General features: G+C 65.6%; 24 protein-coding genes and 1 pseudogene. 10 read left to right on the top strand and 15 right to left on the bottom strand.

Features of this window, described 5'->3' with window-relative positions; all coding sequences use genetic code 11:
* Nucleotides 1-20: 20 nt before the first annotated feature.
* A complete protein-coding gene (locus tag R2770_04980; protein ID MEZ5279804.1) occupies nucleotides 21-887 on the top strand; it encodes an SDR family oxidoreductase in 867 nt (288 codons plus the stop codon).
* On the opposite strand, the gene R2770_04975 is transcribed toward R2770_04980, so the two are convergent.
* Nucleotides 866-1,696 carry a GTP-binding protein gene (locus R2770_04975; protein MEZ5279803.1) on the bottom strand — a complete coding sequence of 277 codons (831 nt, stop codon included), beginning with the start codon at nucleotides 1,694-1,696 and terminating at the stop codon, nucleotides 866-868. The genes R2770_04980 and R2770_04975 overlap by 22 nt on opposite strands.
* Nucleotides 1,693-3,104 (bottom strand): annotated as a pseudogene (locus R2770_04970) (amidohydrolase family protein). Before R2770_04970 ends, R2770_04975 begins: the two are co-directional and overlap by 4 nt.
* A gap of 237 nt (nucleotides 3,105-3,341) precedes the next feature.
* Between R2770_04970 and R2770_04965 the strand changes: the two are divergent.
* On the top strand, nucleotides 3,342-4,184 hold the full coding sequence (locus tag R2770_04965) for a DUF3445 domain-containing protein (GenBank protein ID MEZ5279802.1): 843 nt from the start codon (nucleotides 3,342-3,344) through the stop codon (nucleotides 4,182-4,184).
* Here the strand turns inward: R2770_04965 and R2770_04960 are convergent.
* Entirely contained in the window at nucleotides 4,173-5,528 is a 1,356-nt protein-coding gene (locus R2770_04960) for a GGDEF domain-containing protein (protein ID MEZ5279801.1), read from the bottom strand. The two genes, R2770_04965 and R2770_04960, sit on opposite strands and share 12 nt — an antisense overlap.
* Before the next feature lie 111 nt (nucleotides 5,529-5,639).
* Between R2770_04960 and R2770_04955 the strand changes: the two genes are divergently transcribed.
* From R2770_04955 to R2770_04945, 3 genes are all read left to right on the top strand, one after another.
* Nucleotides 5,640-6,797 carry an acyl-CoA dehydrogenase family protein gene (locus tag R2770_04955; protein MEZ5279800.1) on the top strand — a complete coding sequence of 386 codons (1,158 nt, stop codon included), beginning with the start codon at nucleotides 5,640-5,642 and terminating at the stop codon, nucleotides 6,795-6,797.
* Between the two features lie 78 nt (nucleotides 6,798-6,875).
* The gene (locus tag R2770_04950) at nucleotides 6,876-7,532 is read left to right on the top strand and encodes a nitroreductase (GenBank protein MEZ5279799.1); all 657 of its coding nucleotides are present in this window, start codon (nucleotides 6,876-6,878) and stop codon (nucleotides 7,530-7,532) included.
* The gene (locus R2770_04945) at nucleotides 7,529-8,014 is read left to right on the top strand and encodes a GNAT family N-acetyltransferase (GenBank protein MEZ5279798.1); all 486 of its coding nucleotides are present in this window, start codon (nucleotides 7,529-7,531) and stop codon (nucleotides 8,012-8,014) included. The genes R2770_04950 and R2770_04945 overlap by 4 nt, the downstream gene beginning before the upstream one ends.
* A gap of 27 nt (nucleotides 8,015-8,041) precedes the next feature.
* Here R2770_04945 and R2770_04940 read toward each other — a convergent pair whose 3' ends face one another.
* Together R2770_04940 and R2770_04935 are read right to left on the bottom strand one after the other, a co-directional pair.
* Complete coding sequence (locus R2770_04940; protein MEZ5279797.1) at nucleotides 8,042-9,997, bottom strand: biotin carboxylase N-terminal domain-containing protein; 1,956 nt, start codon at nucleotides 9,995-9,997, stop codon at nucleotides 8,042-8,044.
* A complete protein-coding gene (locus R2770_04935; protein ID MEZ5279796.1) occupies nucleotides 9,994-11,598 on the bottom strand; it encodes a carboxyl transferase domain-containing protein in 1,605 nt (534 codons plus the stop codon). The genes R2770_04940 and R2770_04935 overlap by 4 nt, the downstream gene beginning before the upstream one ends.
* A 98-nt stretch (nucleotides 11,599-11,696) precedes the next feature.
* On the opposite strand from R2770_04935, the gene nthB reads away from it, so the two are divergent.
* Genes nthB through R2770_04920 form a run of 3 tightly spaced genes read left to right on the top strand, consistent with a single transcriptional unit; the run spans nucleotide 11,697 to nucleotide 13,314 of the window.
* Nucleotides 11,697-12,386 carry a nitrile hydratase subunit beta gene (gene nthB, locus R2770_04930; protein MEZ5279795.1) on the top strand — a complete coding sequence of 230 codons (690 nt, stop codon included), beginning with the start codon at nucleotides 11,697-11,699 and terminating at the stop codon, nucleotides 12,384-12,386.
* On the top strand, nucleotides 12,383-12,994 hold the full coding sequence (nthA, locus tag R2770_04925) for a nitrile hydratase subunit alpha (GenBank protein MEZ5279794.1): 612 nt from the start codon (nucleotides 12,383-12,385) through the stop codon (nucleotides 12,992-12,994). Before nthB ends, nthA begins: the two co-directional genes overlap by 4 nt.
* Nucleotides 12,991-13,314, top strand: coding sequence for a nitrile hydratase accessory protein (locus R2770_04920; protein MEZ5279793.1), 324 nt, complete (start codon nucleotides 12,991-12,993; stop codon nucleotides 13,312-13,314). The genes nthA and R2770_04920 overlap by 4 nt, the downstream gene beginning before the upstream one ends.
* A 21-nt stretch (nucleotides 13,315-13,335) precedes the next feature.
* On the opposite strand, the gene R2770_04915 is transcribed toward R2770_04920, so the two are convergent.
* The 3 genes from R2770_04915 to R2770_04905 all read right to left on the bottom strand — a co-directional run bounded on the left by R2770_04915 (nucleotide 13,336) and on the right by R2770_04905 (nucleotide 15,165).
* Complete coding sequence (locus tag R2770_04915) at nucleotides 13,336-13,683, bottom strand: P-II family nitrogen regulator (GenBank protein ID MEZ5279792.1); 348 nt, start codon at nucleotides 13,681-13,683, stop codon at nucleotides 13,336-13,338.
* 79 nt (nucleotides 13,684-13,762) lie between these two features.
* A complete protein-coding gene (locus R2770_04910) occupies nucleotides 13,763-14,500 on the bottom strand; it encodes an MOSC N-terminal beta barrel domain-containing protein (protein ID MEZ5279791.1) in 738 nt (245 codons plus the stop codon).
* Nucleotides 14,497-15,165: a pyridoxamine 5'-phosphate oxidase family protein gene (locus tag R2770_04905; GenBank protein ID MEZ5279790.1), complete on the bottom strand. Its 669-nt coding sequence runs from the start codon at nucleotides 15,163-15,165 to the stop codon at nucleotides 14,497-14,499. Before R2770_04905 ends, R2770_04910 begins: the two co-directional genes overlap by 4 nt.
* 33 nt (nucleotides 15,166-15,198) lie before the next feature.
* On the opposite strand from R2770_04905, the gene R2770_04900 reads away from it, so the two are divergent.
* A complete protein-coding gene (locus R2770_04900) occupies nucleotides 15,199-16,944 on the top strand; it encodes a glutamine--tRNA ligase/YqeY domain fusion protein (GenBank protein MEZ5279789.1) in 1,746 nt (581 codons plus the stop codon).
* A gap of 3 nt (nucleotides 16,945-16,947) precedes the next feature.
* On the opposite strand, the gene R2770_04895 is transcribed toward R2770_04900, so the two are convergent.
* The 7 genes from R2770_04895 to R2770_04865 form a co-directional block, all read right to left on the bottom strand.
* Complete coding sequence (locus tag R2770_04895) at nucleotides 16,948-18,711, bottom strand: ABC transporter substrate-binding protein (GenBank protein MEZ5279788.1); 1,764 nt, start codon at nucleotides 18,709-18,711, stop codon at nucleotides 16,948-16,950.
* A gap of 31 nt (nucleotides 18,712-18,742) precedes the next feature.
* The gene (locus R2770_04890) at nucleotides 18,743-19,693 is read right to left on the bottom strand and encodes an ABC transporter permease (protein MEZ5279787.1); all 951 of its coding nucleotides are present in this window, start codon (nucleotides 19,691-19,693) and stop codon (nucleotides 18,743-18,745) included.
* A gap of 1 nt (nucleotide 19,694) precedes the next feature.
* Nucleotides 19,695-20,651, bottom strand: a complete 957-nt coding sequence (locus R2770_04885; GenBank protein MEZ5279786.1) for an ABC transporter permease — start codon at nucleotides 20,649-20,651, stop codon at nucleotides 19,695-19,697.
* 122 nt (nucleotides 20,652-20,773) lie between these two features.
* Nucleotides 20,774-22,579 carry an ABC transporter substrate-binding protein gene (locus R2770_04880; protein ID MEZ5279785.1) on the bottom strand — a complete coding sequence of 602 codons (1,806 nt, stop codon included), beginning with the start codon at nucleotides 22,577-22,579 and terminating at the stop codon, nucleotides 20,774-20,776.
* A 108-nt stretch (nucleotides 22,580-22,687) separates the two neighbouring features.
* A complete protein-coding gene (locus R2770_04875) occupies nucleotides 22,688-23,692 on the bottom strand; it encodes an ATP-binding cassette domain-containing protein (GenBank protein ID MEZ5279784.1) in 1,005 nt (334 codons plus the stop codon).
* Entirely contained in the window at nucleotides 23,692-24,798 is a 1,107-nt protein-coding gene (locus R2770_04870) for an ABC transporter ATP-binding protein (protein ID MEZ5279783.1), read from the bottom strand. The genes R2770_04875 and R2770_04870 overlap by 1 nt, the downstream gene beginning before the upstream one ends.
* Before the next feature lie 187 nt (nucleotides 24,799-24,985).
* Nucleotides 24,986-26,056, bottom strand: a complete 1,071-nt coding sequence (locus R2770_04865) for a malate/lactate/ureidoglycolate dehydrogenase (protein MEZ5279782.1) — start codon at nucleotides 26,054-26,056, stop codon at nucleotides 24,986-24,988.
* A gap of 44 nt (nucleotides 26,057-26,100) precedes the next feature.
* Here R2770_04865 and R2770_04860 point away from each other — a divergent pair, with 44 nt between their 5' ends.
* Nucleotides 26,101-26,940 carry an enoyl-CoA hydratase gene (locus R2770_04860; GenBank protein MEZ5279781.1) on the top strand — a complete coding sequence of 280 codons (840 nt, stop codon included), beginning with the start codon at nucleotides 26,101-26,103 and terminating at the stop codon, nucleotides 26,938-26,940.
* Nucleotides 26,941-26,970 lie beyond the last annotated feature (30 nt).

The following is a 26,970-nucleotide window of genomic DNA, read 5'->3' as shown; positions in this document are numbered from 1 at the left end:
ACCTAAACGAGGGGTCAGCAATGCAGAAGGTCGCAATCGTCACCGGAGCCAATAGCGGCATAGGCCGCTCGACGGCGATACACCTGGCCTCCAACGGCTGGACCGTCTATGGCACGATGCGCAACCTCGACCGGGGAGCCAAGCTGGCCGCCATGGCCGCTGAGGCCGGAGTGGTCGTCGAACCCCTGGTGTGCGACGTAACCGACACCGCAGGAGTGGAGGCCGCCGTGGCCACCGTTATCGAGCAGCAGGGGCGCCTCGACGCTGTGGTGAACAACGCGGGCATAGCCAACAACGGCACGGTCGAAGAGACCTCCCTGGCCGACTATGAGCGGGTGATGGACGCAAACCTGTACGGCATCGTCCGGATGGTGCAGGCCGCGTTGCCGCACATGCGGGCCCAAGGCGAGGGTTGCATCGTCAACGTGTCGTCGGTCATCGGCCGGTTCGCCTCGCCTGGCCAGGCGGCCTACACCGCATCGAAGTGGGCGGTTGAGGGGCTCAGCGAAGAGCTGGCACACGAGGTCGCAGCCTTCGGGATCAGGGTCGCCATCGTCGACCCGGGCGTGGTGAAGACGGCGATGTTGGCCAAGAACGTCGATGCCCCCAACGAGTCTGGTGCGTACGACCACACCTATCGCCGGATGTTCTCGTTGTACGCCGCCGGGCTGTCCGACCCCGGTAGCCCTCAAGAGGCCGCCGAGGTCATCTTCGAGGCCATCGCCACCGACGAACCCAAGCTGCGCTGGACCTGCGGATGGGGTGGTGAAGAGTTGTCGCGATCGCACTATGACGTGGCGCCTGAGGAGTTCGTGGCGCTGGGCGCACTTGACGATCAGGGCTTCTACGAAGGGTTCAAGCGGCTCTACGGGCTCGACATCGCCTGATCGGCGGCGCAGATGATCACCAGGCCGGTCTGAGGTGTGCCACCGGCTGGTGTGACCTCGACGGTACCTCCGGCCCATTGCACGAGCATCGGCCCCAGTGGCGTGCCGACGATGCCTTTGGCCCGCAGCAGGCCCCGGGTTTGGGCCAGCTCGCCGACGACGTCGTCGATCGTAACGACCTGGTCGCGGTGGCGAACGGTGATGTCAACGGTCGGTGGAACTCCCCCGGTCTGGGCCGCGGACTCATGCGGATTCGCGCGAAGACGCTCCACCGATCGACACCCCCTGTCGAACGCGACCTGGTTCGAGTCGCTGACCAGATCGGTGCGCGAGATGTGGATCACATCGGCCTGGCGAACCTGGGCCGCGGCTAGCCCGCCGTAGACCGCGTCTGACAGCATCCGCTCGATGTCGAACGGATCGACAACCGTGATGATGGTCGGCTCGGCCAGCACCTCACGGTTGCCGTAGGAGGCAACCCGTGCTGGTTCTGCAACACCCGAGGCTTCGATTAGCACCGCATCGGGCGGGTTGGGCGACGTCATCAGGTCGCGCAATGCCAGCGCCAGCGAGCCTCCGATGCTGCAACACACGCAGCCGTTGCTGAGCTCGATGGTGGCGCCATCGTGGGCCACTATCAGCGAGCCGTCGACGTCTACGTCGGCCACGTCGTTGACCAGCACGGCAAGCCGGTTGGCGCCCGCAAGACCAGCAGAAAGCGTCTGGTTGATCAGGGTGGTCTTGCCCGAGCCCAGCCAGCCGGCGACAACCGTCATGGGCACCGGCTCGGGCGCGGCGTCTGCCGTCACCCGCTGACCACCCTGCCCCCTACGACGGTTGCGACAACGTCGATTCCGCCGACGTTGGCGGCCCCGACCTCGAACGGATCGGCTGCCAGCACGGTCATGTCGGCGAACTTGCCCGAGGCGACGCTGCCGATGAGGCTGTCGAGACCCAGTTGGGCCGCGGCTTCGATGGTGACGGCCTCCAGCGCTTCTTGCGTGGTGAGGCATTCGCTGGGGCCAAGTACCAGCCCGCCACGGGTGGTGCGGGTTGCCATGTTGGTCACCGCTTGCAGAGGGTCGATGGGCCCCATCGGAAAGTCCGAGTGCACGGCCACCGACATTCCCGCCCGGCGCGCCGACCCCACTCGGGTGATGGCGCTGGCGCGCTCGAAGCCCAACCAGCGGTCCACGAACGCGTCGCCGAACATCTGAAGGAAGTACCCGTTGGCCTGAATCGACACGCCCAGTGCCGCGGCGCGCCTGACCTGGGCCTGGGTCGAAATGCCGAAGTGGTGCAGCACGGTTCTGTGGTCGAAGCGCGGCCGTTCGCGAGCAGAGCGTCGACGGCATCCAGGCACGAATCGACCCCAGCGTCGCCGTTGGTGTGGATGTTGATCTGGTAGTCGGCGTTCCACCAGGGCCTGGCCATCTTGGTGAGCTGTTCGGGCGTGGAAATCCAGGCTCCCTCGTGACCATCGATGTATCCGGGCGACCCGAGCTGCATGAGCTGTGCGATGAACGAGCCGTCGCTGAAGAACTTGGCCGCGCGCAGGAACTTGACCGCATTGGTCTCGCGCTCGCGGGCATGTTCTTCGAGGCGATCCATCAGGCCCTCACCGAAGGCGCCACGAGCACGTGGGATGTTGGCCATCAGCCACACCCTGACGTCGGGCTCCGACGAGCCGAAGACGTCGTCGATGGTGTCGAGCTCGAGGTCGAAGTCGACGATCCCGTAGCCCGCATCGGCGATGGCGGTCACCCCGCGATCGATGCAGAGCTGGGCAACCTCGCGCACGCCCTGCTGGAAACGGCCCCCGCCCACCAGGTGGGGCACCAGCGTCCGCAGGCCCCAAACCATGCCTGACTCGTAGAGCCGCCCTGTGTCGGTGTCGATGTGAGGGTCCCACTTGGCACCCTCGAACGCGTCGAGCCATTCGAGCGCGCTGGTGTTGCACCTGAGTTCGTGGAACGACCGCTGCCACAAAACCACGGGCCTGCTGTCGTCAAGAGCGTCGAGGTCGGCGCGCGTCACTTCACCATGCCAAAGCGACTGGAAGCCGAACGTGATCAGCGGACCATCGGGGTGTTCGGCGATCAGTGCTGCGAGCCGTTCGAGGTACTGGGCATTGGACTCGGTGGCATCGATGGACCCCGCCGGCAGTGTCCATGGCTCGGGGGTGATCCAGTGCATGGCCAGCAACAGCGAGGCCATCCCTGGATGCACGTGGGGGTCGATCAGCCCCGGCAGCATCACCAGGTCGGCGAAACGTTCGTCGACGACATGCTCGTGGCGATCGAGCCACGGGCGCATCGACTCGAGCGAGCCCACCTCGACCACCCGACCATCGCGGCAGGCAACAGCGGTGGCCTGCGGCATCGAGGGATCCATGGTGTGGATCTGCTTCGCGGTGAAAACGGTGATCATCGGTGCACAACGTAGCTTGGGGGCGTGAGCACCGATTGGCTCGACGAGCTGCAACTGGACCCCGCCGCACCGGCGCCGGCGATGGCCACCAGGGCGCTGGGTGCCAGGGAATGGCTGGTCGCCGACAACAACGCTGAAGCCGAGATGGCACTGAAGCGCAGGCTCAGCGGCGGCGTGCGCCATGCCGTGTTCGGCCAACTGGACGGTGCGGGTTATGAAGCAATCGGACACGATGCCGCCGGCGTGCTCGATCTGGTCTTGGCGCAAACCGGTGTGCCCGAGGCACTGAGGCCGGTACCCGACCGGGCACCTCCGCTGGAGGCTGCCGGGCTATCGACCCAGGAAGACCTGTGCATGCTGGCCAGGCGGCCCGACGGCTGGTACCTGGCGGCAGCGTCGTTGCACTTCCCGTCGCGGTGGCGCCTGGCCGACAAGCTCGGCAAACACATCAGCGCAGTACACCAACCGGTGCCCGGCTACGCCACGAGGCTGGCGAAGCGGGTCGACTCGCTGCTGGACGCCCTCGACGAGCGCCCCGTGTGGCGTCGCAACTGGTTCATCCACGAACTAGACGAGTTGCACCAGCCAACCCCTCCCCCGCCGCTTGTGGTGCCGGCCGAGGCGTGTGGCACTGCCCTGACGGTTCGAAGCGAGCGCCAGACGCTGCGCGGGGTGGGACGGTCGGTGCTGTTCACCATCAAGGTTCAGCGAACGTCGCTGGGCGAGTTCGTTCAATCACCCGACAGGCGCGAGGCGCTGGCGCGCTTCGTGTCGCAGGCTGATGCCACAAGGCTGCGCCGCCACGGCGTCGGGGCCCAACAGGCTGAACAACTGCGAATCTGGCTGTCCGAAGGGTCAGCGCGATGACTGTGTACGCCTGGACGCCTTGTCGGCGTACAACGCCTCGTCGGCAGACTCGGCGAGGCTTGCCAAGTGCTCGACGGTGTCGGCGACCGCCAGCCCCATGCTGACCCTGGGGACGACGACATCGTCGCCCACGTCGACCGGGTTCTCCACACGGTTGCGCAGGCGGGCCACGATGCCTTCGGCGTGAAGCCTGGAGGTGACCCGTGGACACACGACGACGAACTCGTCGCCACCCATGCGGACCCCCACGTCGTCGGCTCGGGTCGCCAGCTTGATGCTTTCGGCCACGTGCACCAGCAGGCGGTCGCCGGCCCCGTGCCCATACGTGTCGTTGACCGCCTTGAAGCGATCCAGATCGCAGTAGACCAGCGCCAGAGGCAGGTCGTCTTCAGAAACGTTCTCCAACACCCGCGCCAGCCCCGAGCGATTGGCCAGGCCGGTCAGGGCGTCGGTGCTGGCCTGGTGCAGCAGCGATCGGGCGTTGCGTTCCTGCAATATCGCCAGCCGGGCGAGGCTGCCGGCGAACTGGCCCGCACCCTCTGGCAGCCCCTGTTCGACAGGGCCAAACGGCAGCCAGGCGACGATTGCACCGATCAGCCCTCCGCCGATGTCGAGGATCGGATAGCTCACCACGTGTACCGCCCCGAACGCGGCGGCAAGAACAGACACTTCAGCAGGCAGTTCGGCCACGGGTGTGATCGAGACCTCGTTGAGCTTCGCCGGTCCCAGCGGTCCCCAACCATCGTTCCATTGCACCAGCGGATGGTCGTCGGCTGCCGACGCAGTACCGACGACGATGTTTCGGCCCACGATGCGCGTGGTGATCGAAGCCGCCACCGCCCCCAGGTGCTCGCCCAGATAGCTGGCGATGGCCCTCAGTGCACCTTCGAAATCGGTGCCGTCGGCCAGTAACTGGACAGCACGGTCCAGATGCGACCGGTCTGGCACCTGGCGCAGCACCACCGCCACGGCGTCGACGGCGGGTTCGCTGAGATGGCTCTCGAAGGTGGCTTCCAGCGGCACCATGCGCCCGCTGCGATGCCTCACTTCCAGCTCCACGCGCCGCTCGTTCGACGCATGTGGTCTGCCGTTGCGAGCCGCTCGGGTGGCCTCGAGGACGGTGGCCTCAACCGATGAAACGTCATCGGGAGACACAACGTCGAGCAGGCTGCATGCCTTGTGCTGTTCGGTCACTCCCATGAAGCGCCGAGCCGAGTCGCTGGCCCAGATGATGCCGAAGTCGCTGTCGATCAGCAGATACAGCGAGGCGTTCGACCGCCGCATCGCCTCGACCGCTCGCACCTCTTCGCCACATCGAGTCACCACGGCTCTCCAGTCGGACACGGCCGCTCGGGAGTGAGCGAATCGTCAAGAACGAACCAACCCCCATCGTTGAGCACGTGTGGTGGCGTCGTTTCGCGGCCCGAACTCGACAGCGCGCGTATCCTATCTGCGATGTCTCTCCACCCCGACGCCCGATTCGACCCGGCAGCCCAACAAGCCTGGGAACGCAGCGACGAGACCGAGGCAGCTGGTCGTCTACCGGCCGACCTGGTGGCCCAGATGGCTCAGGCGGGGGCGTTCAAACTGACCGTGCCCACCTGCTACGGCGGTTCACAAGCCCCGATGCAGTATGTGCTGGACACGATCGAGCGCTTCGCTTACCACGACGGGTCAGCAGGCTGGGCGGTCATGATCGCCAACACCACGGCAACTCTCAGTGCATGGATGGATCCGCATTGGGCCCAGGTGGTGTTTGGCCCCGACGGCGCCATCGCCGGCGGCCACGCCCAACCGAATGGGTTGGGTCGTCTGGTCGACGGCGGGTTGCGAGTCACGGGCAAGTGGGAGTGGGGCTCTGGAAGTTCGCACGTCACATCGATGGGCGGCGGCGTCCGGGTGGTCGACGCCAACGGTGAGCCTGCTGCTCACGCGTCGGGGGCCAGGGCGATGCTTGCGTTCTTCGACCCCGACGATGTCGAGTTGCTCGACACGTGGCACGTAGCCGGAATGAAGGGCACTGCCTCCACCGACTATCGGGTGACCGAGGCGTTCGTGCCCGACGGTCGCTGGGCCGATGTCGGCCCGCTCAGCGGCGGTCGGCCCACGGTCGACTCGGCCCTGTACCGGTTCCCGTTCTATGGGAACTTCGCAGTTTCGGTCTCGTACGTGCTGTTGGGTCTGGCCCATCGGGCCGTCGACGAGCTGGAACAACTGGGCGACAAGCGCCCGGCCGGGTCACGATCCGATCTCGCCCATCGGTCGTCGGCGCGTGCGGCGCTGGCGACGGCAGACGCCGCCGTGCGTTCGGCACGCGCCTTTGCCGAGGATGCTGTGGGTTCGGCATGGAGCTCGGCACAAGACGGCATCGCCGACATCGAGCAGCGTCGGCTGCTTCGCCTGGCCGCGTGCAACACCGCCGAACGAGCACTGTTTGCGGTGAACACATGCTTCGGCGCCGCAGGTGGCAGCGCCGTGTACAACAGGTGCCCGCTCAGCCGTATTCAGCGCGACGTGCTGGTGGGGGCCCAACACGCCATGGTGGCACCCGCTCAGCTCGACCGCATCGGCGGTGTTGCATTCGGTGCCGAGGTCGACACCCGGGTGTTCTGATACCAGGCTGATTGGATGGTGCGGCTACCCTCGCCCACAGCCTGGCCATGCCAACGTCTCTGATCACAGGAGTTACCCATGACGATGTCGGTCTCTGAAGCCGTCGACAAGCGGGCGTCCATCCGGGCGTTCCTGCCCACCCCAGTGGCAGACGAGACAATCCGCGATCTGCTGCACAAGGCGTCGCGCGCCCCGTCGGGTGGCAATGTGCAGCCTTGGCGCATCTACGTGGTGAACGGCCAGTCGATGAGCCGGTTCCGCGAGTTCATGGCGGGCCGGCCACTAGATCAGGCCGAATACGACATCTATCCCCCCGGGCTCATCGACCCGTACCGCACCGCCCGTTTCGAATTGGGCGAGGCCATGTACGCGCTGCTGGGCATCCCCCGCGAAGACAAGGCGGCGCGCCTGGCACGCATGGCCCAGAACTACGACTTCTTCGGCGCACCGGCGGCGCTGTTTTGTTACCTCGACCGCACCATGGGGCCTCCCCAGTGGAGCGACCTCGGCATGTTCCTGCAGACGTTCATGCTGTTGGCTGTCGAGGCGGGCCTGGACACCTGCCCGCAGGAGGCGTGGGCCAATCACCACACCGGCGTCACCGAATTCGTCGGAGCGCCCGAGAACGAGATGTTGTTTTGCGGAATGGCCATCGGTCATCGCGACGACGACGCCCCCGTCAACGCGCTGCGATCGGACCGCTTCTCGGTCGACGAGTTTGCCAGGTGGGTGTGACGAAACGCCCATTGGTGGTGCGCATCCGGCGTGCCGATGATGCCGAGGTTGTGCGCTGTCTGGGCGCGTACTACGCCGAACTCGACCAGCGCTTCGACACCGGTTTCGACGCCGAACTTACGCCCCAGGCCGAAATAGACGACACCACGCCGCCCGTCGGGGTTTTCTACACGCTGCAGTGGGCCGACGACGGCGACGATGCGCCAGCGCTGGGCATCGGAGCACTTCGCCCAGAACAGCCGGGCGTGGCCGAGATCAAGCGGATGTGGGTGGCGCCCGAGGCGCGCGGCCTCGGCGGGGGCCGGCTGCTGCTCGACGAGCTCGAGGCTGCCGCCAGGCGGTTCGGCTACACCGAGGTGTGGCTCGACTCGAACAGCTCGCTGACCGAGGCCATTGCCATGTACCGCTCGGCCGGATTCGTCGACGTGCCCCGATACAACACCCACCCCTTCGCCCAGGTGTGGTTGGGCAAGAAGCTCTGAGGCCGCCGGTCTGCAGGTATCGAGCGCTCAGGCGTCTTCGATGACCATCAATAGAGCGCCATTGTCGACCTGATCACCCGCGGCCACCCGCACCTCGGCTGCGACTCCGTCGTATGGCGCGCGCAGATGGTGTTCCATCTTCATCGCCTCCAGCACTACCAACACCTCACCGGCGGTGACGGGTTCGCCCTGAGCGACACGCACCTCGACCACTCGACCCGGCATCGGTGCGGTGAGGGCGCCGGCAGGCATCTCGACTTCGGGCGGAGCGAACAGCGGCACCACTGCAAGCGTGACCGTGCCGTGGGACGTGGTCAGGTGAAGCGAGTCGGCGCTGCGCGTCACCCTGACGATCTCGCGTACACCGTCCACCGCCACGTCGATCGACGTCGCATTGCTGCTGAACACCGTTGCGCTTGCGGTCAGCTCGCCGGCGCGTACATGAAAATCGCCGTTGCGGCGGCGTTGGTACGAAACATCCAGGCGGCGCTCGGAACCGTCGGCAACGTCGAACACCAGACTGGGCGCCGGAAGGCGGCCCGTGCGGAACCCAGAAGGCATGAATCGCAGCACGGGCGCCGACTCGCGGTTGGATGCCTGCAACCACAGGGCTGCCTGCACCCCAACGCGCTGCAGCGTCGCATCGTCGAGCTGGCGACGAAGGCTCGGGCCCACACGATCGATGAAGTCGGTGGTGGTGTCGGCTGCCCCGAACTCTGGCGTGCGTAACGTCGCCACCAACAGGTCGCGGTTGGTCACGACGCCGCCGATGTGGGCCCGCTCGAGCGCCGATGCCAAACACGACACGGCTTCTTGCCTGGTCGGGCCACCGGCGATGACCTTCGCGATCATCGGATCGAAGTCGGTGCCCACAACGCTGCCTGGGCCGACGCCGGTGTCGATGCGCACAGCGGGCGACTGGGCGAACTCGAACGCCTCGATGGTGCCCGTGGCGGGCAGAAAGCCGTTGGCGGGGTCTTCGGCATACAGGCGGGCCTCTATGGCATGCCCGCACAGGTCGATCTCGTCCTGGGTCCACTCGAGCCGCTGGCCCTGGGCCACCCGCAACTGGGTGCGAACCAGGTCGATGCCGGTGACCACCTCGGTAACGGGATGCTCGACCTGCAGGCGCGTGTTCACCTCGAGAAAGAAGAACTCACCTGTTTCGTCGTCGACCAGAAACTCGACCGTTCCGGTAGACGTGTAGCCGATGGCGCGGGCGAGGGCTACCGCGGCCTCACCCATCTGGGAACGCATGGCCTCGTCGACATAGGGCGAGGGAGCCTCCTCGATGATCTTTTGGTGGCGGCGCTGTATCGAACACTCGCGCTCGCCCAGGTGCACGACGTTGCCGTGCTGGTCGCCGACGATCTGAACCTCGATATGGCGGGCCCTGGGCACGTAACGCTCGGCGAACACCCGATCGTCGCCGAAGCCCGTCGCCGCCTCCCTGCGGGCCGCGGCGACGGCCTCGGTCAGATCATCTGGGCCTTCGACTATGCGCATGCCCTTTCCGCCGCCTCCGGCTGCGGCCTTGATCAGCAGCGGGAAACCGACCGACTCGAACACATCGGGGTCGTCGCTGGAGCCCAGCACCGGCACTCCCGCGTCGACGGCCCATTTCTTGGCCTCGATCTTGTCTCCCATGGCCACGATGGCCGCGGGCGGCGGGCCCACCCACACCAGACCGGCGTCGGCGACGGCCTGGGCGAAGGTCGGGTTCTCGGACAGGTAGCCGTAGCCGGGGTGAACCGCGCCTGCTCGTGTCGCACGCGCAGCCGCCAAGATTGCGTCGGCATCGAGATACGAAGGCACCTCGACAGCCATGTCTGCATCGGCCACGTGCAGTGCATCGGCGTCGGCGGCCACATAGACGGCAACGGTGCGCATGCCCATCGAATGAGCGGTTCTGAAAACCCTTCGTGCGATCTCGCCACGGTTGGCGACCAGAAGGCACCCGATCGAATTCGCCACAGCAGTCACAGCCGGAACACTCCGTAGTTCTGGGTTCCCTCGACGGGACCATTGGCCACCACCGACAGACACATTCCGAGCACGTCGCGTGTGTCGCGCGGATCGATGATGCCGTCGTCTGAGATCGCACCACTGGCCACCAAAGCCAGCGAGCCGGCCTCTTGGGCCTGCTCGACGGCAGCCACGATCTTGGCGTCTTCTTCTTCGTCGAACTCGATGCCCTTGCGGGCCGCTTGCCCCCGCCGCACGATCGACATCACGCCGGCGATCTGCGAGGGTCCCATCACGGCGATCTTCGCGGTGGGCCACAGGAACGTGAACCTGTTGCCGAACGCTCGCCCCGACATGCCGTAGGTTCCCGCGCCGTACGACGAGCCCACAATGACGGTCAGGTGCGGCACCTTCGAGTTCGACACCGCGTTCAGCATCTGCGAACCCTTCTTCACGATGCCGTTGGCCTCGAAGTCGCGCCCGACCATGAAACCGGTGATGTTCTGCAGGAACAGCAGCGGCACATCGATCTGGTTGCACAGCTGTATGAAGTGGGCTGCCTTTTCGGCCGCCTCTGGCATCAGAACCCCGTTGTTGCCCAGGATGCCGATGGGATAGCCGTGGATGCTGGCCCAGCCGCACACCAGGGTCGAGCCATAGCGGGCCTTGAACTCCTCGAACCGCGAACCGTCGACTATGCGTCCGATGACGTCGCGGATGTCGAAGGGCCGCTTGAGGTCGCGGCTCACCAGCCCGAGCAGCTCGTCAGGGTCCAGCACCGGCGGTTCGGCGGTGAAAGACGGTTCGGGCCCCTGCTTGCGCCAGTTGAGGTGCGACACGGCCTCGCGGCACATACGAATGGCGTCCATCTCGTCCTCGGCGAAGTAGTCGCCCAGACCAGACACCTCGGTGTGCATGTTTGCCCCACCGAGTGTTTCGTCGTCTGACTCTTCGCCCGTGGCCATCTTCACCAAGGGCGGCCCGGCCAGGAACACCTTGGTTTGCTGCTTGATGAAGATGTTGTAGTCGGACAGACCCGGTTGATACGCGCCGCCTGCGGTGGAAGAACCGAAGGTGACGCACACCGTCGGAATGCCGGCGCCCGAAAGCCCGATGAGGTCGTAGAAGACGTTGCCGCTCTCGGCGAAGTGGGTCGTCTGAACCTTGCGCCTGTTGCTGTCGCCGGTCTCGACGCGCAGGTCGGCACCTGCAGACTCGACGAAGCTGACATAGGGCATTTGGTTGTCGCGGGCGATCTCCATGGCGCGGGTCCACTTCTTGCCCGCGTACGGCGTCAGGGCCCCACCCAGCACCGACGGGTCGTTGGCCAGGATCACACATTCGGTCCCTGCGATGACACCAATCCCTATGACCATGCCGCCCCCGATGGTGTAGTCGGAGTCGTATCCCGCCAGCGGGCTGATCTCGAGGAACGGCGTGTCGGGGTCGATCACGTGGGCAATGCGTTCGCGCACGGGCATCTTGCCCCTCGACCGCATGCGCTCGATCGACGCGGGCCCTCCCCCGGCCTCGGCCTCATCGAGCAACTCGTCGATGACGGCGAGCTGCTCGAGCATGTCAGACCGGTTCTTTGCGAAATCGGGATCGTTCGGATTCACCGACGAACCCAACGGAGGAGCCAGGGACGTTCTCAGCACCCGCACATGGTGACACCCCAACCACAGCACGGGCCAAACCGACCTGCAACAATTGGCGCGTGACCGAATCGTTGGGCGTGCAGGATCTGGGCGGCAGTCGCCTGCGCGGCGCGGTGCCGTACGCGCCCCACGAGCCTGCGTTCCACTCCGACTGGGAGCGCAGGGTGTTCGGAACGTTGATGCCGGTGTTGCGCGCCATCGGCAGTACCCCCGGCGAGTTCCGCCACACGATCGAGCGGCTCGACCCCGCCGACTATTTCGACAACGGATATTTCGGGCGCTGGCTGGCAGCCCTCGAGCTGTTGGCCGTCGAACGTGGCCTGGTCGACTCGACTGATCTGGGGTCGACAGCGGTGGCTCGGGCCGCCCCCAGCGTGGCCCCGGCATCACAAGAGCTTCCTGAGCCCGCGGCCGGCCAGACCATCGAGGGTCGGCCGGCCAGGCGCGTCACCGACGTGCCCCCACGGTTCGCCACGGGCCAGGCCGTTCGGATCGTTGCGCCCCAGCACCAAGGACACACCAGACGTGCCGCCTACACGTTCGGACGAACGGGCCACATAGTCGAGATCCACCCCTGCGAGGTGTTGCCCGATGCCAGCGCCCATCGACTCGCCGAACGAGCGGTGTGGGTTTACACGGTCTCATTCGACGCCGCCGAGTTGTGGGGCGACGAAGCCGAGCCCGGGGTGACGGTGATGATCGATGCATACGAGCCCTATCTGACGCCCATCGACGAGGAGACGCCGTGACCGGCAGCCACGATCAGAGTCACGATCACGCCGGCGCCGACTCGCCCGCGACACGCATCGAGGCGCTGGAGGACCTGTTGGCCGAGGCCGGTCTGTTGGACCGCAGTCGGGTCGACGCGGCCATAGAACGATACGAGAACGACATCGGCCCGATGATCGGCGCCCGCCTGGTGGCCGAAGCCTGGACAGACCCCGCGTTCGAGCAGAGGCTGCTGCACGACGCCGACGGCGTCATCGCCGAGCGGGGCTTGTACGGGGCCGAGGTCGAACACCTCGAGGTCAAGGCCAATCGCCCCGGAGTTCACAACCTGGTGGTGTGCACCCTGTGCTCGTGTTACCCGTGGGCCGTGCTGGGGCTGCCACCCAACTGGTACAAGAGCCCCGAGTACCGCAGTCGTGCTGTCAAAGACCCCAGGGCGATGCTGGCAGAGATGGGATTGCAGGTCGACCCTTCGGTCGAGCTGAGGGTGTGGGACAGCAGCAGCGAAACCCGCTACATGGTGCTTCCAGAACGCCCTGATGGCACCGAGTTGATGTCTGTAGATCAGCTGGCGGCGCTGGTCAACCGAGACTCGATGATCGGGGTTGCGCTGGCGGACACGCCGTGAGCGACTTCGACTCGTGGACCGGCGACGGCGCGCCGCCAAGATCCAACGGCGAGTTGGTGTTCGACGCCCCTTGGCAAAGCCGCGCATTCGGCGTCGCAGCGGCCCTGGTCGAAGCCGGCCGGTTCAACTGGAGTGACTTCAGGTCAGAGCTGATCGTCCAAATCGCTGCCAGCGAGGCCGCAGGCGAGGAGTTCGAATACTACGGCTGTTGGTATGGGGCTCTGGAGGCCTTGGTGCATCGGCACGGTCTGGCCGACGCCCATGCGGTCGAAGGCCGGGCGCGTCAGTACGCTCAGCGATCGCCGGGACACGACCACTGAGCGTACTGCGAGGTCAAGGGGTCAGATAGCCCCGCCGCCCTCTTCACCTGAGCTGATGCGGATGACGTTCTCGAGGGGCAGCACGAAGATCTTGCCGTCGCCGATCTTGCCGCCATCGGCGGTCTTGGCGCCACGAACGATCGCGTCGATCGTGGGCTGGACGAAGTCTTCGTTGACCGCGATCTCGAGGCGCTTCTTGGGCAGTAGGTCGATCTCGTGGTGCTGACCACGATAGATCTCGGTGTGGCCCTTTTGCTGGCCGACACCGGATGCGTCCGAAACGGTGAGGCGGAACACCTCGACCGTGCTCAGTTCCTGCTTCACAGCATCGAGGCGCCAAGGCTGGATCACGGCGATGATGTACTTCATTGGGGTCTCCTGTAGGCCAGTCGCACTCTTTGTACCACCGACGACCCAACCCCAAACCGTGATCCGTGCCAGTTACGCGTCAGAATGTGCCGCTTCGCAGAAGATCTCCGACCTTTACGCGGCCTGGTTCGTCGACGATGCAGCCCAAGCCCATCAGCGACTGGCGTTGCGAGTTGATGGTGCGCAAGATCGACAGATCTCGTTCGGCTGCAGCGTGGCCGTCCGACGCCGGCAGGGGTCGCGTCACCATGACACAGCGGTCTATCCCCTTGGACACGGTCAGCTTGGTGCTCCCCAGTCGAACCGACGAACCCACTAGCTGCGACGGCTCGTCGCCGTCGATGATGACGTTGCCCCGGAAGCGGCGTCGGTCCCAGGCGCCCAGGGCGTCGGAGGCCAAGATCGACACGGCCGTGCGCCCCGAGTCGTGGAACGAATGTGTTGGGCCCTCCCAGCTGACCCAACGGCTGTTTGCCTCGTCCTCGAAGTCGGTGGCGATCTCGTAGCGCTGACCCCCGTCGACGGCGGAGCGCTCGACCAGCTCGACATCGCGCTCCAACCAACGCGACAGACCTTCGCCATCGCCGGTCTGGGTGCCGTCTGGCAACGTCACCACCAGTTCGCCCATCGGGTTCACCTGCGCCGAAGCGAACAGCAGGCGGGGCTCGCGCCGGGCGGTCAGCATCGTGGCCGTGGCAAGGTCGACCACACCCCACTGCCTGTCGCCCACGATTCCGGCCGGACCGATTTCGGCGGCCTCCAGCCGCTGACCACCCATCGACTTGACCGGATAGCGCCACAGCTCCAACACCCTCACGACAAGCCTCCGGTGCCCGCCTGCTCGGGGGCGTCTGCGGCCAGGTCGGCTTGGTAGCTGGCTTCGAGGGTGTCGTCGATGTCGGCGGGCGACATGTCCAGCGAGCTCATGTGTGAGGCCAGCAGCTCACCAGCGGTTGGTGCCCCTCCGCTCCACGAGTCGGGCTGCCACAGGCGCGCCCTGCGCAGCGCCTTGGCACAGTGCAACATGACCTCGTCGACGTGTACGCCGATGGCGCTGGTGGGCCTGCGGACCTCGTCGGTGAACATGTCGAGGATCTGCGGGTCGGTGGTGGGGTAACCCTGGCCGTTGATACGAAGTGACTCGCCGTTGGTGGGCACCAGGAACAGCAGCCCGATCGATGGGTCTGACAGCAGGTTGCGTATCCCGTCTATTCGGTTGTTGCCGTTGTAGTCGGGGATCACCAGACGTTTCTGGTCGAGAACCTTCACGAAGCCGGGTGGCCCGCCCTTTGGAGAAACATCGCCTCGGCTGTGTTGGCGGTTGGTGGTCGACACCACCACGAAAGGGCTGGCGGAGATGAACCGCTGCGACTGTTCGTCGATGTGGTCGCAGGCCTTGCCGGCAGCGATCGTGCTGGGCTTTCGGTACAGCGCGGCCAGCTGTTCTTCGCTCGTGATCGTGTGATCGAACGGGCTCGGCATGGTTACCCCCAATTGTTACGGCCCGGCCAGTGTATGAACCGCTACCGTTTCGGTGTTCGCGACTTCCCCGAGCCGGTAGGACCCATGCCTCCCCAGACACCCAACTCAGAGTCCGATTTCGTGCGAGACAAGGTCGTCGCCGATATCGAGCAGGGCACGTTCGCGGGTCGGGTACAAACCCGCTTCCCTCCCGAACCCAATGGCTTCCTGCACATCGGGCACGCCAAGGCGATCGTGCTCGACTTCGCCATCGCCGACGAGTTCGGCGGGGTGTGCAACCTTCGCTTCGACGACACAAACCCGCTGACCGAAGACCACACCTATGCCGAGAGCATCGTCGCCGATGTTCGTTGGCTGGGTTTCGAGCCGGCTCAGGTGTTCTATGCCAGCGACTATTTCGAGAAGATCTACGGGTGGGCCGAGCATCTCATAGGCAAGGGGCTGGCCTACGTCGACGATCAGGATGGCGAGACCATCTCCGAGCAGAGGGGCGGCTTCGGCAAGCCGGGCATCGAAAGCCCCTATCGCAACCGCAGTGTCGAAGAGAACCTCGATCTGTTCAGGCGGATGCGTGCCGGCGAGTTCGCCGACGGCACCAGGGTGCTGCGCGCCAAGATCGACATGCAGGCCGAGAACATGCAACTGCGCGACCCGGTCATGTACCGCATTCGCCACGAGCATCACTACCGGCAGGGCGACAAGTGGTCGATCTACCCCACCTACGACTGGGCCCACGGCCAGGGCGATGCCATAGAGGGCGTCACCCACAGCCTCTGCACGCTCGAGTTCTCCGACCATCGGGCGCTGTACGACTGGTTCTTGCAGCATCTTCCACTCGAGGGTGACAAGCCCGAGCAAACCGAGTTCGCTCGCCTAGAGCTGACCCACACCGTCACGTCCAAACGCAAGCTCAAGCAGCTCGTCGACGAGGGCGTGGTCGACGGCTGGGACGATCCACGGCTGCCCACACTGCGCGCGCTTCGCCGCCGGGGTTATCCACCCGAGGCCATTCGTGAGTTCTGCTCGTACATCGGCGTGGCCAGAACCAACAGCCGCCACGCCGTCGAACTGCTGGAATCGTTCGTACGCACGCGCCTCAATCAGGTCGCCCAAAGACGAATGGCCGTGTTGCGCCCCCTGAAGCTGGTCATCACCAACTGGCCCACCGACGCCAACGGCGAGCCGGTGGTCGAGTACCGCGAGGCGGTCAACAACCCCGAAGACGACTCAGACGGGGTGCGCCAGGTTCCGTTCTCGGGCACGCTGTACATCGAGGCCGACGATTTCATGGTCGACGCCCCGCCCAAGTACTACCGCCTCACACCCGGTCGCGAGGTCAGGCTGCGGGCCGGCTATTTCGTCACCTGCACCGGCTTCGAAACCGACGACGAGGGCAACGTCACCGAGGTGCACTGCACCTACGACCCCACCACCGCTGGCGGCAACGCTCCGGACGGACGCAAGGTCAAGGCCACCATCCACTGGGTGTCGGCAGATCACGCCGTCGACGCCCAGGTGGCTCTGTATGACCGGCTGTTCAGCGCAGAGGTTCCGGGCGCCGAAACGGGAGACCCGCTCGACGACCTCAACCCAGACTCGGTCGAGCTACTGGTGGGCTGCAAGCTCGAGCCGGCGCTGGGTCAAGCCGAGCCGGGACAGGTGGTGCAGTTCGAACGGCTCGGCTATTTCGCCCACGATCCGCGCACTCAGATGCTGTTCCACCGCACCGTGGGGCTGCGCGACGAGTGGGCCAACATCCAAAAGCGCCAAGGCGCCTAGGCGTCAGACGCCTCGTGGCGCAATCGAGTGCCAACGCAATGCACCGGCATCGGCGCCGCCCATCATTGCGCCCTCGGGTGTGGTCACCGTTCCCAGCCCGGTTACCGCTGAGTCGGCTGCGAAGGTCACGACCGGATGCGACACGGGGATGGTCACGGCGTTGTCCGACAGCGATCTGGCCACCGAGGTCAGCAGGTCGGTGAGGTCGGCTCCCGAGGCGCTGCGGGCGTCCAGCAGCTGCTGCGCTATGGCCTGGTCGTAGAAGTCGGCTACGTTCGCCGGCGAGGCGGCCGGGGCCCCTGTGAAGGCCTGCAGGTCCAGAACGTCTTCGTCGAGGGTTCCCGCCCACCAGCAGGCCACACCGAAGCTGCCGTCCAGCCCGGCCGACGCTGCCACCACAGCCTCCTCGACGTCGGAGGCCTCCGCTCGCCTGACCGACACCGAAACGGCAGGCGAGTCTGTCCAGGCCGCTATCACCGAACTCAGCTGATCTCCCAGCGGATGGTCTGTGGCGCACAGCACCTCCACCGCTATCGGCTCGCCCGGCTGTCTTGCATCGCTGCGGTTGGGATCTTCGACGTACTGGTCGATCAGCCCCAGCCCGACGCCAACGTCACGTTGGGCCGCGGCCGCCAGCTCGGCCGAGAACGACGCGGCCCCGGGTTCGAACCACTGGGTTGCGGGCGTTCCACCCAAGGCCTCGGCAGCGGCCTGCCGATCGGCTGCCATCGCCAGCCCCGACCGCACCCTCAGATCGTCGAACGGAGCCTGGTTGGTGTCGAACACCAGCACGCTCGACCTGGAGCCAACCGCCGTGTGCACCGTGAGGCCACTCTGGTCGTCGACCCTCAGATCGTCACCCGCGATCAGATCGAACCTGCCACCGGCCAGGCCTGCCAACCTCAGCGAAGGCGACGGCTCGACCTCGAACCGCAGTTCGTCGTACGTCGACGCGGGCGCGCTCGATTCGTTGTCGTGCCAGTACTGGTCGAACCGCACCATCGCCACATCACCATCAGGGTCGGACGCGATCACCACATATGGACCGGTGCCAACAGGGGCGCTCGCAAACCGCTGGGGCTCGACGGTTGCGGCGGGTTCGAACACCATGCCCAATGCCGGTGCGGCCAGCAGGGCCGGGAACGTCGACAGGGGTTCGGAGAGCTCGTACACAACGGTCAGCTCATCGACGGCTCGCACTGAGAGCAAACCTGCGGCACGCGCCAAGTCGGCGGCCGCACCCCCGGTCTGCTGCACCGTCCACATCTGCTCGATGATGCTCGACTCGAGGGGCGTGCCGTCGTGCATGACCACACCGGGGCGCAACGTGACCGTCCAGGTGGTGAAGTCTTCGTTGGGGATGGCCGATGTGGCCAGCCAGCCCACGGGCCGGCCCGCGACGTCCATCTCGAACAGCCGGTCGAATACGGCGTCGAGCACAGGGTCACAGCCCGGCGAGCAATCGTCTTGCCACGGCGCCATCGAAGCAGGCCCCACGCCGACGCCTATCGAGAGCACCGTCGAGCGGGGTGACCCTGGCGCGCCGGCGTCGACGGCCGATCCTCTTGCTGCATCACCATCCCCTTCTGCCCGCGATGTAGGCACCGGCTGGCTCGACGTGGTCGTCGACGACGAAGAGTTGGAAGACGGTGAAGACGAGCACCCGGCTATCAGCAGCGTTGCCGCCAGGGCCAGGGTCGGTATTCGACTGCCCAACACAGCACCTCTCGTGTCCTGACCGCCCGCAATGGGCGAGTGTAGAACCATCAGGCGCCGACGATGGGTCGGCCGGTTTGGCTCAGCCCAGGGCGGCCGAGCGGGCGGCGTTGCGTGCGAACAGCCAGTCGCCGACGATGTTCAACGACAGAACGGTGAGCACCATGGTGACCGATGGGTATACCAGCGGCCAGATGTTCTGGCGCATGTCGCCGCGGGCCTCGAAGATCATGGCGCCCCAGGTGGGGTCTGGCGGCTGCACGCTGAGGCCCAGGAAGGCCAGGCTGCCCTCGACCACCATGATGACGGCGGCAGCCACGAATGCGTACGCGACCAGCGCAGGCAACACGTTGGGGATGATCTCCCGGAACAAGATGCGCAACGGTTTGGCCCCGATGGCTCTGGCCGCCATGACGTACTCGCGGTTGGCCGCCGATAGTGCGTTGGCTCGAGCCACACGTGTGTACGGGGCAATCGACAGCAGGCCGATGACCACCGAGATGATCATGAGGCTGCGGGTCTCGAAGATCGAAACCATCACCAGCAGCAGGATCAGCGGTGGGAAGCCGAGGATGACGTCGATTATGGCCATCACCGATGTCTCGGTGAAGCCTCGGACCATGCCCACCAGCGAACCCAGGAAGCCGCCGAAGACGACGCCGAACGCCACAGCGGTCATGGCGACGGTGACCGAAACCCTGGTGCCGTAAACCAGCCGCGAGAAGTTGTCTCGGGCCAGCTTGTCGGTGCCCAGCCAGAATTCGCCGCTGGGGCCCTGGTTGGCGGGCTTACCCTCGAAGATGAAGTGGTTGTAGTTGGGGTCGGTGAGCCCCGGCAGCTTGGTGTTGAAGATCTCTACGATCCAGGCGCCGGCCGCCGCCAACAGGGCGATGGTGAGCCAGATCGAGGCGATCTTGATGGTGAGCGGCATCGACTTGAACAGCCCGACCAGCCCGCCGGGCTCGCTGCCGCCGGTGACCTCTTCGACTATGAGCGGCGTGATGATTTCTGGGTCCTCGTGCACGGTGGTCATGTCAGTGCCTCCTGCCGCGGATGCGTGGGTCGATGGCCAGGTAGATGAAATCGACGAAGGTATTCAGCACGACGTAGACCGAGGCGATGACCACGGTGATGCCCTGCACCACGAAGTAGTCGCGCCGCAAGATCGCGTCGTAGAGCTGGCGGCCCAGGCCACCGATGGCGAACAGTTGCTCGATCACGACCGTGCCGCCCAGCAGGGCGCCGAGGTTGAGGGCGATGACGGTGACGACGCTGAGCGAAGACGGGCGAAGTGCGTGCCGGAACAAGATGAACCGGTCGCTCATGCCCTTGGCCTTGGCCGACAGGATGTAGTTCTCCTGCAGGGTCGAGATCATGTCGGCGCGGATCAGGCGGGCGAACACCGCCATGTTGGCCAGCGACAAGGCCAGGGCAGGGAGCACCACGCCCTTGAGGTTCCCGCTGAGGCTGTCGCTTAGTCGGGTCCAGCCGGTGGCGGGAAGCCATCTGAGTTTCTCGGCGAAGATCAGGATCAGGAACACGCCGATGACGAAGTTGGGTATCGATAGTCCGGTTTGTAGCGCCGCTGACAGCGCTTTGTCTTCAGCCCGCCCCTGTCTGTAGGCGCTGAAAATGCCAACCGGTAGGGCTATCAGGACCGAGAAGAAGACCGAGAAGAGTGCAAGTTGGGCGGTGATGGTCCACCGCTCGTCGATGATTTCGCTGACACGTTTGGGTTGAGTGATGGCCTTGCCCAGGTCTCCCTGAACGGCTCCCCAAAGCCAGCGGCCGTACTGCTCGATAGAGCTGCCGTTGAGGTTGTATTCCTTCTCCTTGGCAGCGACGAGCTCTTCATTGTCGAGTTCCTCGAGGGGAACGATGAGGTTGATGGGGTCGCCCGGCAACAGCTTGAGCATGAAGAAGGTGATCGCCGACACGGCCAACAGGGTGGCGAGCATTCGTGCAAGGCGAACGAGGATGAGCTTCAGCATCTGGTTCCTCAGTTGACGGGCGGATCGATTTGACGATTCGGGGCGAACAACGGGTGGCACCGGGTAGTGCGCCCGCCCTGCGACGGGCGCACTACCCCTGTGACCAGCTAACTAGCTACGGATCAGCCGACGAAGCGGACCCGGTGCCAGCGGCCTTCGCCGCCGGGGAAGCCGGCGCCGAGCTGACCGTCTGGGGTGGTCCAGCCGTTGAGGCCGACCATGTCATCGGTGGTGGCGATGAGGGTTGCCGTGTGGCCCGAGTACCAGACCGGAGCCTGCTCGGCCAGGCGAATCATCACCTGCTCGTAGAGGCCCTTACGAGTCTCGAAGTCGTCGGTCTGGATGGCAGCGACCAGCCAGCCGAACATCTCGGGATCCCAGTAGTTGGAGAACGCCGTCGGCGAGAACGGAACCGTCGCGCCCAGTGCCTCCGAGGCCGCAGCTGCGATCTCGGGAGTGGGTGCTGCGAACTCTGAGTTCAGCGGCAGCGACGGGTCGTCGTCGGAGCTCCAGCGCCAGCAATGGGCCTGGTGGATGCCGACGAAGCCGTTCTCACGGCCAAGGGCGTTGTTGATGTGGGTTGCCTGGTCGAACTGCGTCAAGGTGACATCGACGAGACCCGATGCGCTCCAGACCTGCTCGATCACCTGCATGGCGGCGATAAGCGTTGGGTCTGGCGGGCACGACAGCTCGACAACGAGGTTCGAGCCGGGTGCCAGGCCGTCGGAACGAGCCGGGTCGTCGATGTATTCCTGAAGCAGCGCGGCGCCGCCTGCAGGATCGAACTGGATCCAAGCATCGGCAGCTGCCTGGCTGTACCAGGGGCTATCGGGGCTGAACCACTGCGTCGCCGGCAGCGAGATGCCGGTGCCGCCCAGGGCGTCGATGACGGCATCCTGGTTGTTCATCATCGTCAGACCGACGCGAACCCGAGTGTCGTCGTAGGGCGGAACCAGCGTGTTGAACATGCCGCCACCGGTGTTGTTGCCCTGGAACTCGTACAGAGTCAGGCCATCGGCGGCGTCACGGGCGTCACGGATGGTGCCCTGGCGCAGGGTCTGCATGGCGTTGATAGTGCCCGACAGGATCGACGAAAGGCGGGTGCCCTCGTCTGGGATCGGGCGGAAACGCATCTCGTCGAGGTACGGCAATTGGTTGCCGTCGTCGTCGCTGAGCCAGTAGTCGGCGTTGCGCACACCCACGGTCTCGTTGTCGACGTCGCGGCTGGCGATCACGAACGGGCCGGTGCCGACAGGTGCGTCGGCGAAGCCATCGGGATCAGCAGCAGCAGCAGCAGGCTCGAACACCATACCCAGGGGGGCACGGGTCAAGAATGCCAGGAACGCCGAGTTCGGGCTGTTGAGGGTGTAGGTGACCTCGTAGTCGCCCGTGGCCTCGACGCCCGCGAGACCCGAAGCTGCGATGGCACCCGCCGAGGCCGCACCGGCCTGCTGGATGGTGAACATGTCAGCGACGGTCTGCGCGTTGAAGTCGACACCATTGTGGAACTTCACGCCCTCACGAAGGGTGACCACCCACTGGGTGAAGTCTTCGTTGGGGGTCGCACCGGTGGCGAGCCACGGTGACGGCTGGAAGTCGCTGTTGATCTCGAACAACTTGTCGAAGAACGCGATGAACATGTTGTAGCAAGGCGGCGAGCACGAGTCTTCCCACGGGCGCAGGCCAGTGGCTTCGGCTTCGAGACCAAGGGTCACGACTCCGCCGTACTCGATTACTTCGCCCTCAGACGTCGTGGTGCTCTCGACCACTGTCTCGGTCGTGGGTGGCGACGTGGATTCGGTACCGCCGCCCTCGGTTGTGGTGCTGGCCCCGCTCTCGCCTCCGTCGTCACTGTCGCCACCACAAGCGGCGGCGATGAGACCGAAGGTGAGAAGCAGCGCAAGCAGCTTCAGGATCCGGTGTTTCATGTGTCTCCCTCCTGCGGACATCTCCTTGATGCCCAGAGAAATTGTTCTGTGTTCGATTCTGTGGATGCGAAGGCCATCTTGGACTTCGCGGAAGCCGTCATTGGTCAGCTACACCTCCACCGGCTCGATCAACGGATGGTGACAGGCGACGAAATGATCGTCGCCGACCTTGCGGATCTGGGGCTCCTCGGCCGCACAGATCTCGGATGCGTAGGGGCAGCGGGTACGGAACCGGCAGCCCGACGGTGGGTTGATGGGCGACGGCAGGTCGCCGGCCTCGACCATATCGGTATCGATGTCGACGGTGGGGTCGGGTTCGGGTACCGACTCGAGCAGCAGCGCCGTGTAGGGGTGGGCGGGCCGCTCGTAGAGCTCGTTGGCCTCCGACACCTCGCACATCTTGCCCAGGTACATAACGGCTACCCGGTCGCTGATGTTCTTGACCACGGCCAGGTCGTGGGCGATGAACACCAGGGTCAGGTTGTAGCGCTCTTTGAGGTCCTCGAGCAGGTTGAGGATCTGGGCCTGCACCGACACGTCAAGGGCCGAGACGGGCTCGTCGCAGATCAACAGCTGAGGATCGGTGACCAAAGCCCGGGCAATCGAAATGCGCTGGCACTGGCCACCCGAGAACTCGTGGGCCCGCTTCTCGCTGGCGACCTCGGGGTCGATACCGACCAACTCGAGCAGACGATCGACGATCTTCTTCTGCTCTTCTTTCCTTGGCCCCCACACGTCGAGAGGCTCGGCGACTACACGGCCGATCTTGCGCCGTGGGTTCAGCGACGAGATCGGATCCTGGAAGATCATCTGGATCTCGGTGCGCTTGTTGCGCAGGTTCTCGCCCCTCAGCTTGGTGAGGTCGGTGCCGCCGAGGCTGACCTCACCAGACGTGGGCGGCGGCAGCTGGATGATGGCCTTGCCGGTGGTCGACTTGCCACAACCAGACTCGCCCACCAGGCCCAGGGTCTCGCCGCCCTTGATGTCGAAGCTGATGCCCGACACCGCCTTGACGGTGTTGCCCCCAGCAGCCGGGAACTCGACCACCAGGTCCTCGACACGAAGCATGACTTCCGACGCGTCGCGAAGATGCGCCTTGCCAGTGCCGGCCATCAGGCGGCTCCTTCTTGCTCTGCAACCGAATCGGCGTGCAGCTTGATCGACACAGCTTGGGGAAGACCCGCGGCCAGATTGTCCTGGAACGCCTTGAGCCCCTCGGGCGACCCGACGGGGAAATGGCATCGGAACTGGTGGCCGGGGCCTGCTTCGCGCAGTTGGGGCATCTCCTCGTGGCAGATGTCTTGCGCGTAAGCGCACCGCGGCGCGAACGCACACCCCTTGGGAGGGTTGATGAGGTCTGGCGGGCGACCGGGGATGGCGGCCAATCGAGTGTGGTTGCGCTGCGTGGTGCGCGGGATCGAACGCAGCAGCGCCTCTGTGTAGGGCATCTTGACGTCGGCGAAGAGGTCGCGGGTGCGGGCCCGCTCGACCACGCGACCGGCGTACATGACGGCGATCTCGTCGGTGCGGCCTGCCACAACGCCCAGGTCGTGGGTGACCAGGATCATGGCCATGTCGCGATCGTTCTGTTCGCGGGCCAGCAGGTTCATGATCTGGTGCTGAACCGTCACGTCGAGAGCGGTGGTGGGTTCGTCCGCGAACAGAAGCTTGGGGCCACACGCGAGGGCGATGGCGATCGAGACCCTCTGGCGCATACCACCCGACAGCTGGTGTGGGTAGGAGTCGAGGCGCTCCTTGGCCTCGGGTATACGAACCTCACGAAGCAGCTGCAGGGCCACCTCGTTGGCTTCGTCCTTGTCCATGTCGAGGTGGTGGCGCAGGTGCTCGGTGACCTGGCGCCCGATCTTGACGACCGGGTTCAGCGAGGTCATCGGGTCCTGGAAGACCATCGATATCTCGCGGCCCCAGTAGTTGCGCATCTGCTTGGCCTTGAGGCCCAGGATCTCGCGTCCCTGGTAGAGGACCGAGCCGCTGGTCTGGACATTGGCGCCGAGGTTGAGGCCCATGATCGTTCTGGCCAGCACGGTCTTGCCAGAACCCGACTCGCCCACCACACCGAGCGTCTTGCCACGGTCGAGGGTGAGGCTTACACCGTCGACAGCCTTGACGTCGCCGGCCTTGAGGCGGAAGTGGGTCTTCAGATCGTCGACGACCAGCAACGGCTCGTTCGCGATCGACGTGTTGCTGATGTCGCCCAACCTTCTCCCCCTCGGTGGTTTGGAGGTGACTTTGTAGCACGTCCCGGAGCACAAGTGGAACACGTCACACCGTGTTCGGCCTGTGGCCTGGTCCGTGACCGTCGTCACATTCGGAACGCGCAGACTAGGTGCAACTAAACCTCGGGTCAAACACCCTCGGGGGGTTCGTCACCGAACCTACACACACCTACGGCGCCAGGAACTCGAGCGCCGAGTCGGCGCCCGCAGCAGAGGCCGCCGACGCCAGCTGGGCGACCGTGCCCTCGTCCAGGGGCACCGCGGCAGCCCTGGCGATGCGGGCGGCCCTTTCGGGGTCTCCGGGCATGAGCACCGACGAAACTCCAGAGCGGGTCGCAGAGCGCCTCACAGCGTCTGTGAGGTCGTCTGCAAGGGCGCGCAGCGCCGATTCGTCGCTGGTCGAGCCCGGGTCGATGGCCAGCGTCAGCATGTTGTTGATGACCGAACCATCGAGGCGTGAGCTGGTTGTGGTGGGCCCACCGATCAACGCGGCGCCCAGCAGCTCACACATCAGCGCCAGACCCGAGCCCTTGTGGTCGCCCATCGCCACCAGCGCCCCGGGAGGATCGCGGAACATCGTGGCCGGGTCGTCGGTGAGCTCGCCGTCGGGGCCCACCACCGAGTCGGTCGGCACACGATTGCCCGCCAGGTTGGCCACCCGGGCCTTGCCCAGCGCGATGATGCTGGTGGCCATGTCCAGCACGATGCGCTGGTCCGGGCCGGTACCCGGTCCGGCCGGAACGGCGATACACACCGGGTTGGTACCGAACAGGGCCTCCCTGGCGCCATAAGGGGCCACCAGGCCACGGTGGCCGACGACGTTCACGAAGTGCAGCGACACCAAGCCCGCGTCGGCACACATCTCGCCCCAGTGGCCGATGCGTCCTATGTGGAAGCTGTTGCGCAGCCCCACCATGGCCAGGCCGTGCTGCTTGGCCCTGTCGATGGCCACCAGTGTGGTCTCGTGGCCGGTGACCTGGCCGAACGAGTGGCCCCCGTCGAGCACCACGATGGCGCCGTCGTCGCGCACGGCCTCGACACCGCCGTTGATGGTGACCTTGCCGGCCAGCGCCCTGTCGACATAGGTGGGCATCATGCCGACGCCGTGCGAATCGTGGCCCGTCAGGTTGGCACCCACTAGCTGGTCGGCGACCAGGTTCTGTTCGCGTTCGTTGCTGCCCAGGGCGGCACACACCGTGGTGACGTAGTTGCGAAGCGCTTGCGGGGTCAGCTCGATCATGGCCCGAATCGTACGACGCGGCCGGGTGTGACTACCATCCGGCCATGAGCCAGACCGACATCGACACCGGCACCCAAGACCTTCTCGCCCACATCGACGGCAACGTCGGGGCCATCGTGTTCAACCGCCCCGAGCGAAGAAACGCTCTGTCAAACCCCATGTACGAGGGGTTCAGGCGTGTACTCCCCCGCTTCGCCGAAGACCCCGAGGTTCGTGTGGTCATGATCACCGGTTCGGGTGGAGCCTTCTGCGCCGGTGGCGACGTCAAGGGCATGCACGAGTCGAACGAGTCGGGTGCACCGCGCGAGGGTCGCCCTGGCACCCGCGAGGGAAACATCGACGTGTTGCGCCGCAACCAGCGCGACGTTTCGCTCTACATCCACAAGATGCAAAAGCCCGTGGTGGCCGCCATCCCTGGCGCTGCAGCGGGCGCGGGCCTGTCGATCGCCCTGGCGGCCGACATCCGATTGGCAGCCCAGCGGGCGCTGGTCGTCAGCGCGTTCTCGGGCATCGGCGCCTCGGGCGACTTCGGTGGCAGCTGGTTCCTCACCCAACTCGTTGGCCACTCCAAGGCCAAGGAGCTGTACTTCATGAACCCGCGGCTCACCGCCGCCGAGGCCCACGAGCTGGGCATCGTCAACAAGGTTCTGCCCGACGAGGGGTTCGAGGATGCCGCCCTGGCCTGGTGCCACGAGCTGGCAGCCCGTCCGCCCATCGCCATGCGCTACATCAAGGAAAACATCAACCGCGCCATCGGGTCCGACCTCGCCACCTGCCTCGACGCCGAAGCGGTCGCGATGATCACCACCATGAGCACCGAAGACCACCGCGAGGCCGCCGCGGCCTTCGTCGAGAAGCGCCAGGCCACCTTCAACGGTCGTTAGCCAACCGGGCCCGTTCCCGCCACTTGTGAA

Source organism: Acidimicrobiales bacterium (genome assembly GCA_041394185.1).
Classification (GTDB): Bacteria; Actinomycetota; Acidimicrobiia; order Acidimicrobiales; family Poriferisodalaceae; genus JAAETH01.
This window is presented reverse-complemented; position numbering and strand designations above follow the sequence as displayed.

Excerpts from the sequence above, each read along its gene's own strand:
- R2770_04890 (MEZ5279787.1), bottom strand. The coding sequence starts at position 19,693 with ATGACCACCGTGCACGAGGACCCAGAAATCATCACGCCGCTCATAGTC.
- R2770_04875 (MEZ5279784.1), bottom strand. The coding sequence starts at position 23,692 with ATGGCCGGCACTGGCAAGGCGCATCTTCGCGACGCGTCGGAAGTCATG.
- R2770_04950 (MEZ5279799.1), top strand. The coding sequence starts at position 6,876 with ATGACGATGTCGGTCTCTGAAGCCGTCGACAAGCGGGCGTCCATCCGG.
- R2770_04895 (MEZ5279788.1), bottom strand. The coding sequence starts at position 18,711 with ATGGTTCTACACTCGCCCATTGCGGGCGGTCAGGACACGAGAGGTGCT.
- R2770_04980 (MEZ5279804.1), top strand. The coding sequence starts at position 21 with ATGCAGAAGGTCGCAATCGTCACCGGAGCCAATAGCGGCATAGGCCGC.
- R2770_04885 (MEZ5279786.1), bottom strand. The coding sequence starts at position 20,651 with ATGCTGAAGCTCATCCTCGTTCGCCTTGCACGAATGCTCGCCACCCTG.
- R2770_04900 (MEZ5279789.1), top strand. The coding sequence starts at position 15,199 with ATGAACCGCTACCGTTTCGGTGTTCGCGACTTCCCCGAGCCGGTAGGA.
- R2770_04905 (MEZ5279790.1), bottom strand. The coding sequence starts at position 15,165 with ATGCCGAGCCCGTTCGATCACACGATCACGAGCGAAGAACAGCTGGCC.
- R2770_04860 (MEZ5279781.1), top strand. The coding sequence starts at position 26,101 with ATGAGCCAGACCGACATCGACACCGGCACCCAAGACCTTCTCGCCCAC.
- R2770_04955 (MEZ5279800.1), top strand. The coding sequence starts at position 5,640 with ATGTCTCTCCACCCCGACGCCCGATTCGACCCGGCAGCCCAACAAGCC.
- R2770_04915 (MEZ5279792.1), bottom strand. The coding sequence starts at position 13,683 with ATGAAGTACATCATCGCCGTGATCCAGCCTTGGCGCCTCGATGCTGTG.
- R2770_04865 (MEZ5279782.1), bottom strand. The coding sequence starts at position 26,056 with ATGATCGAGCTGACCCCGCAAGCGCTTCGCAACTACGTCACCACGGTG.
- R2770_04880 (MEZ5279785.1), bottom strand. The coding sequence starts at position 22,579 with ATGAAACACCGGATCCTGAAGCTGCTTGCGCTGCTTCTCACCTTCGGT.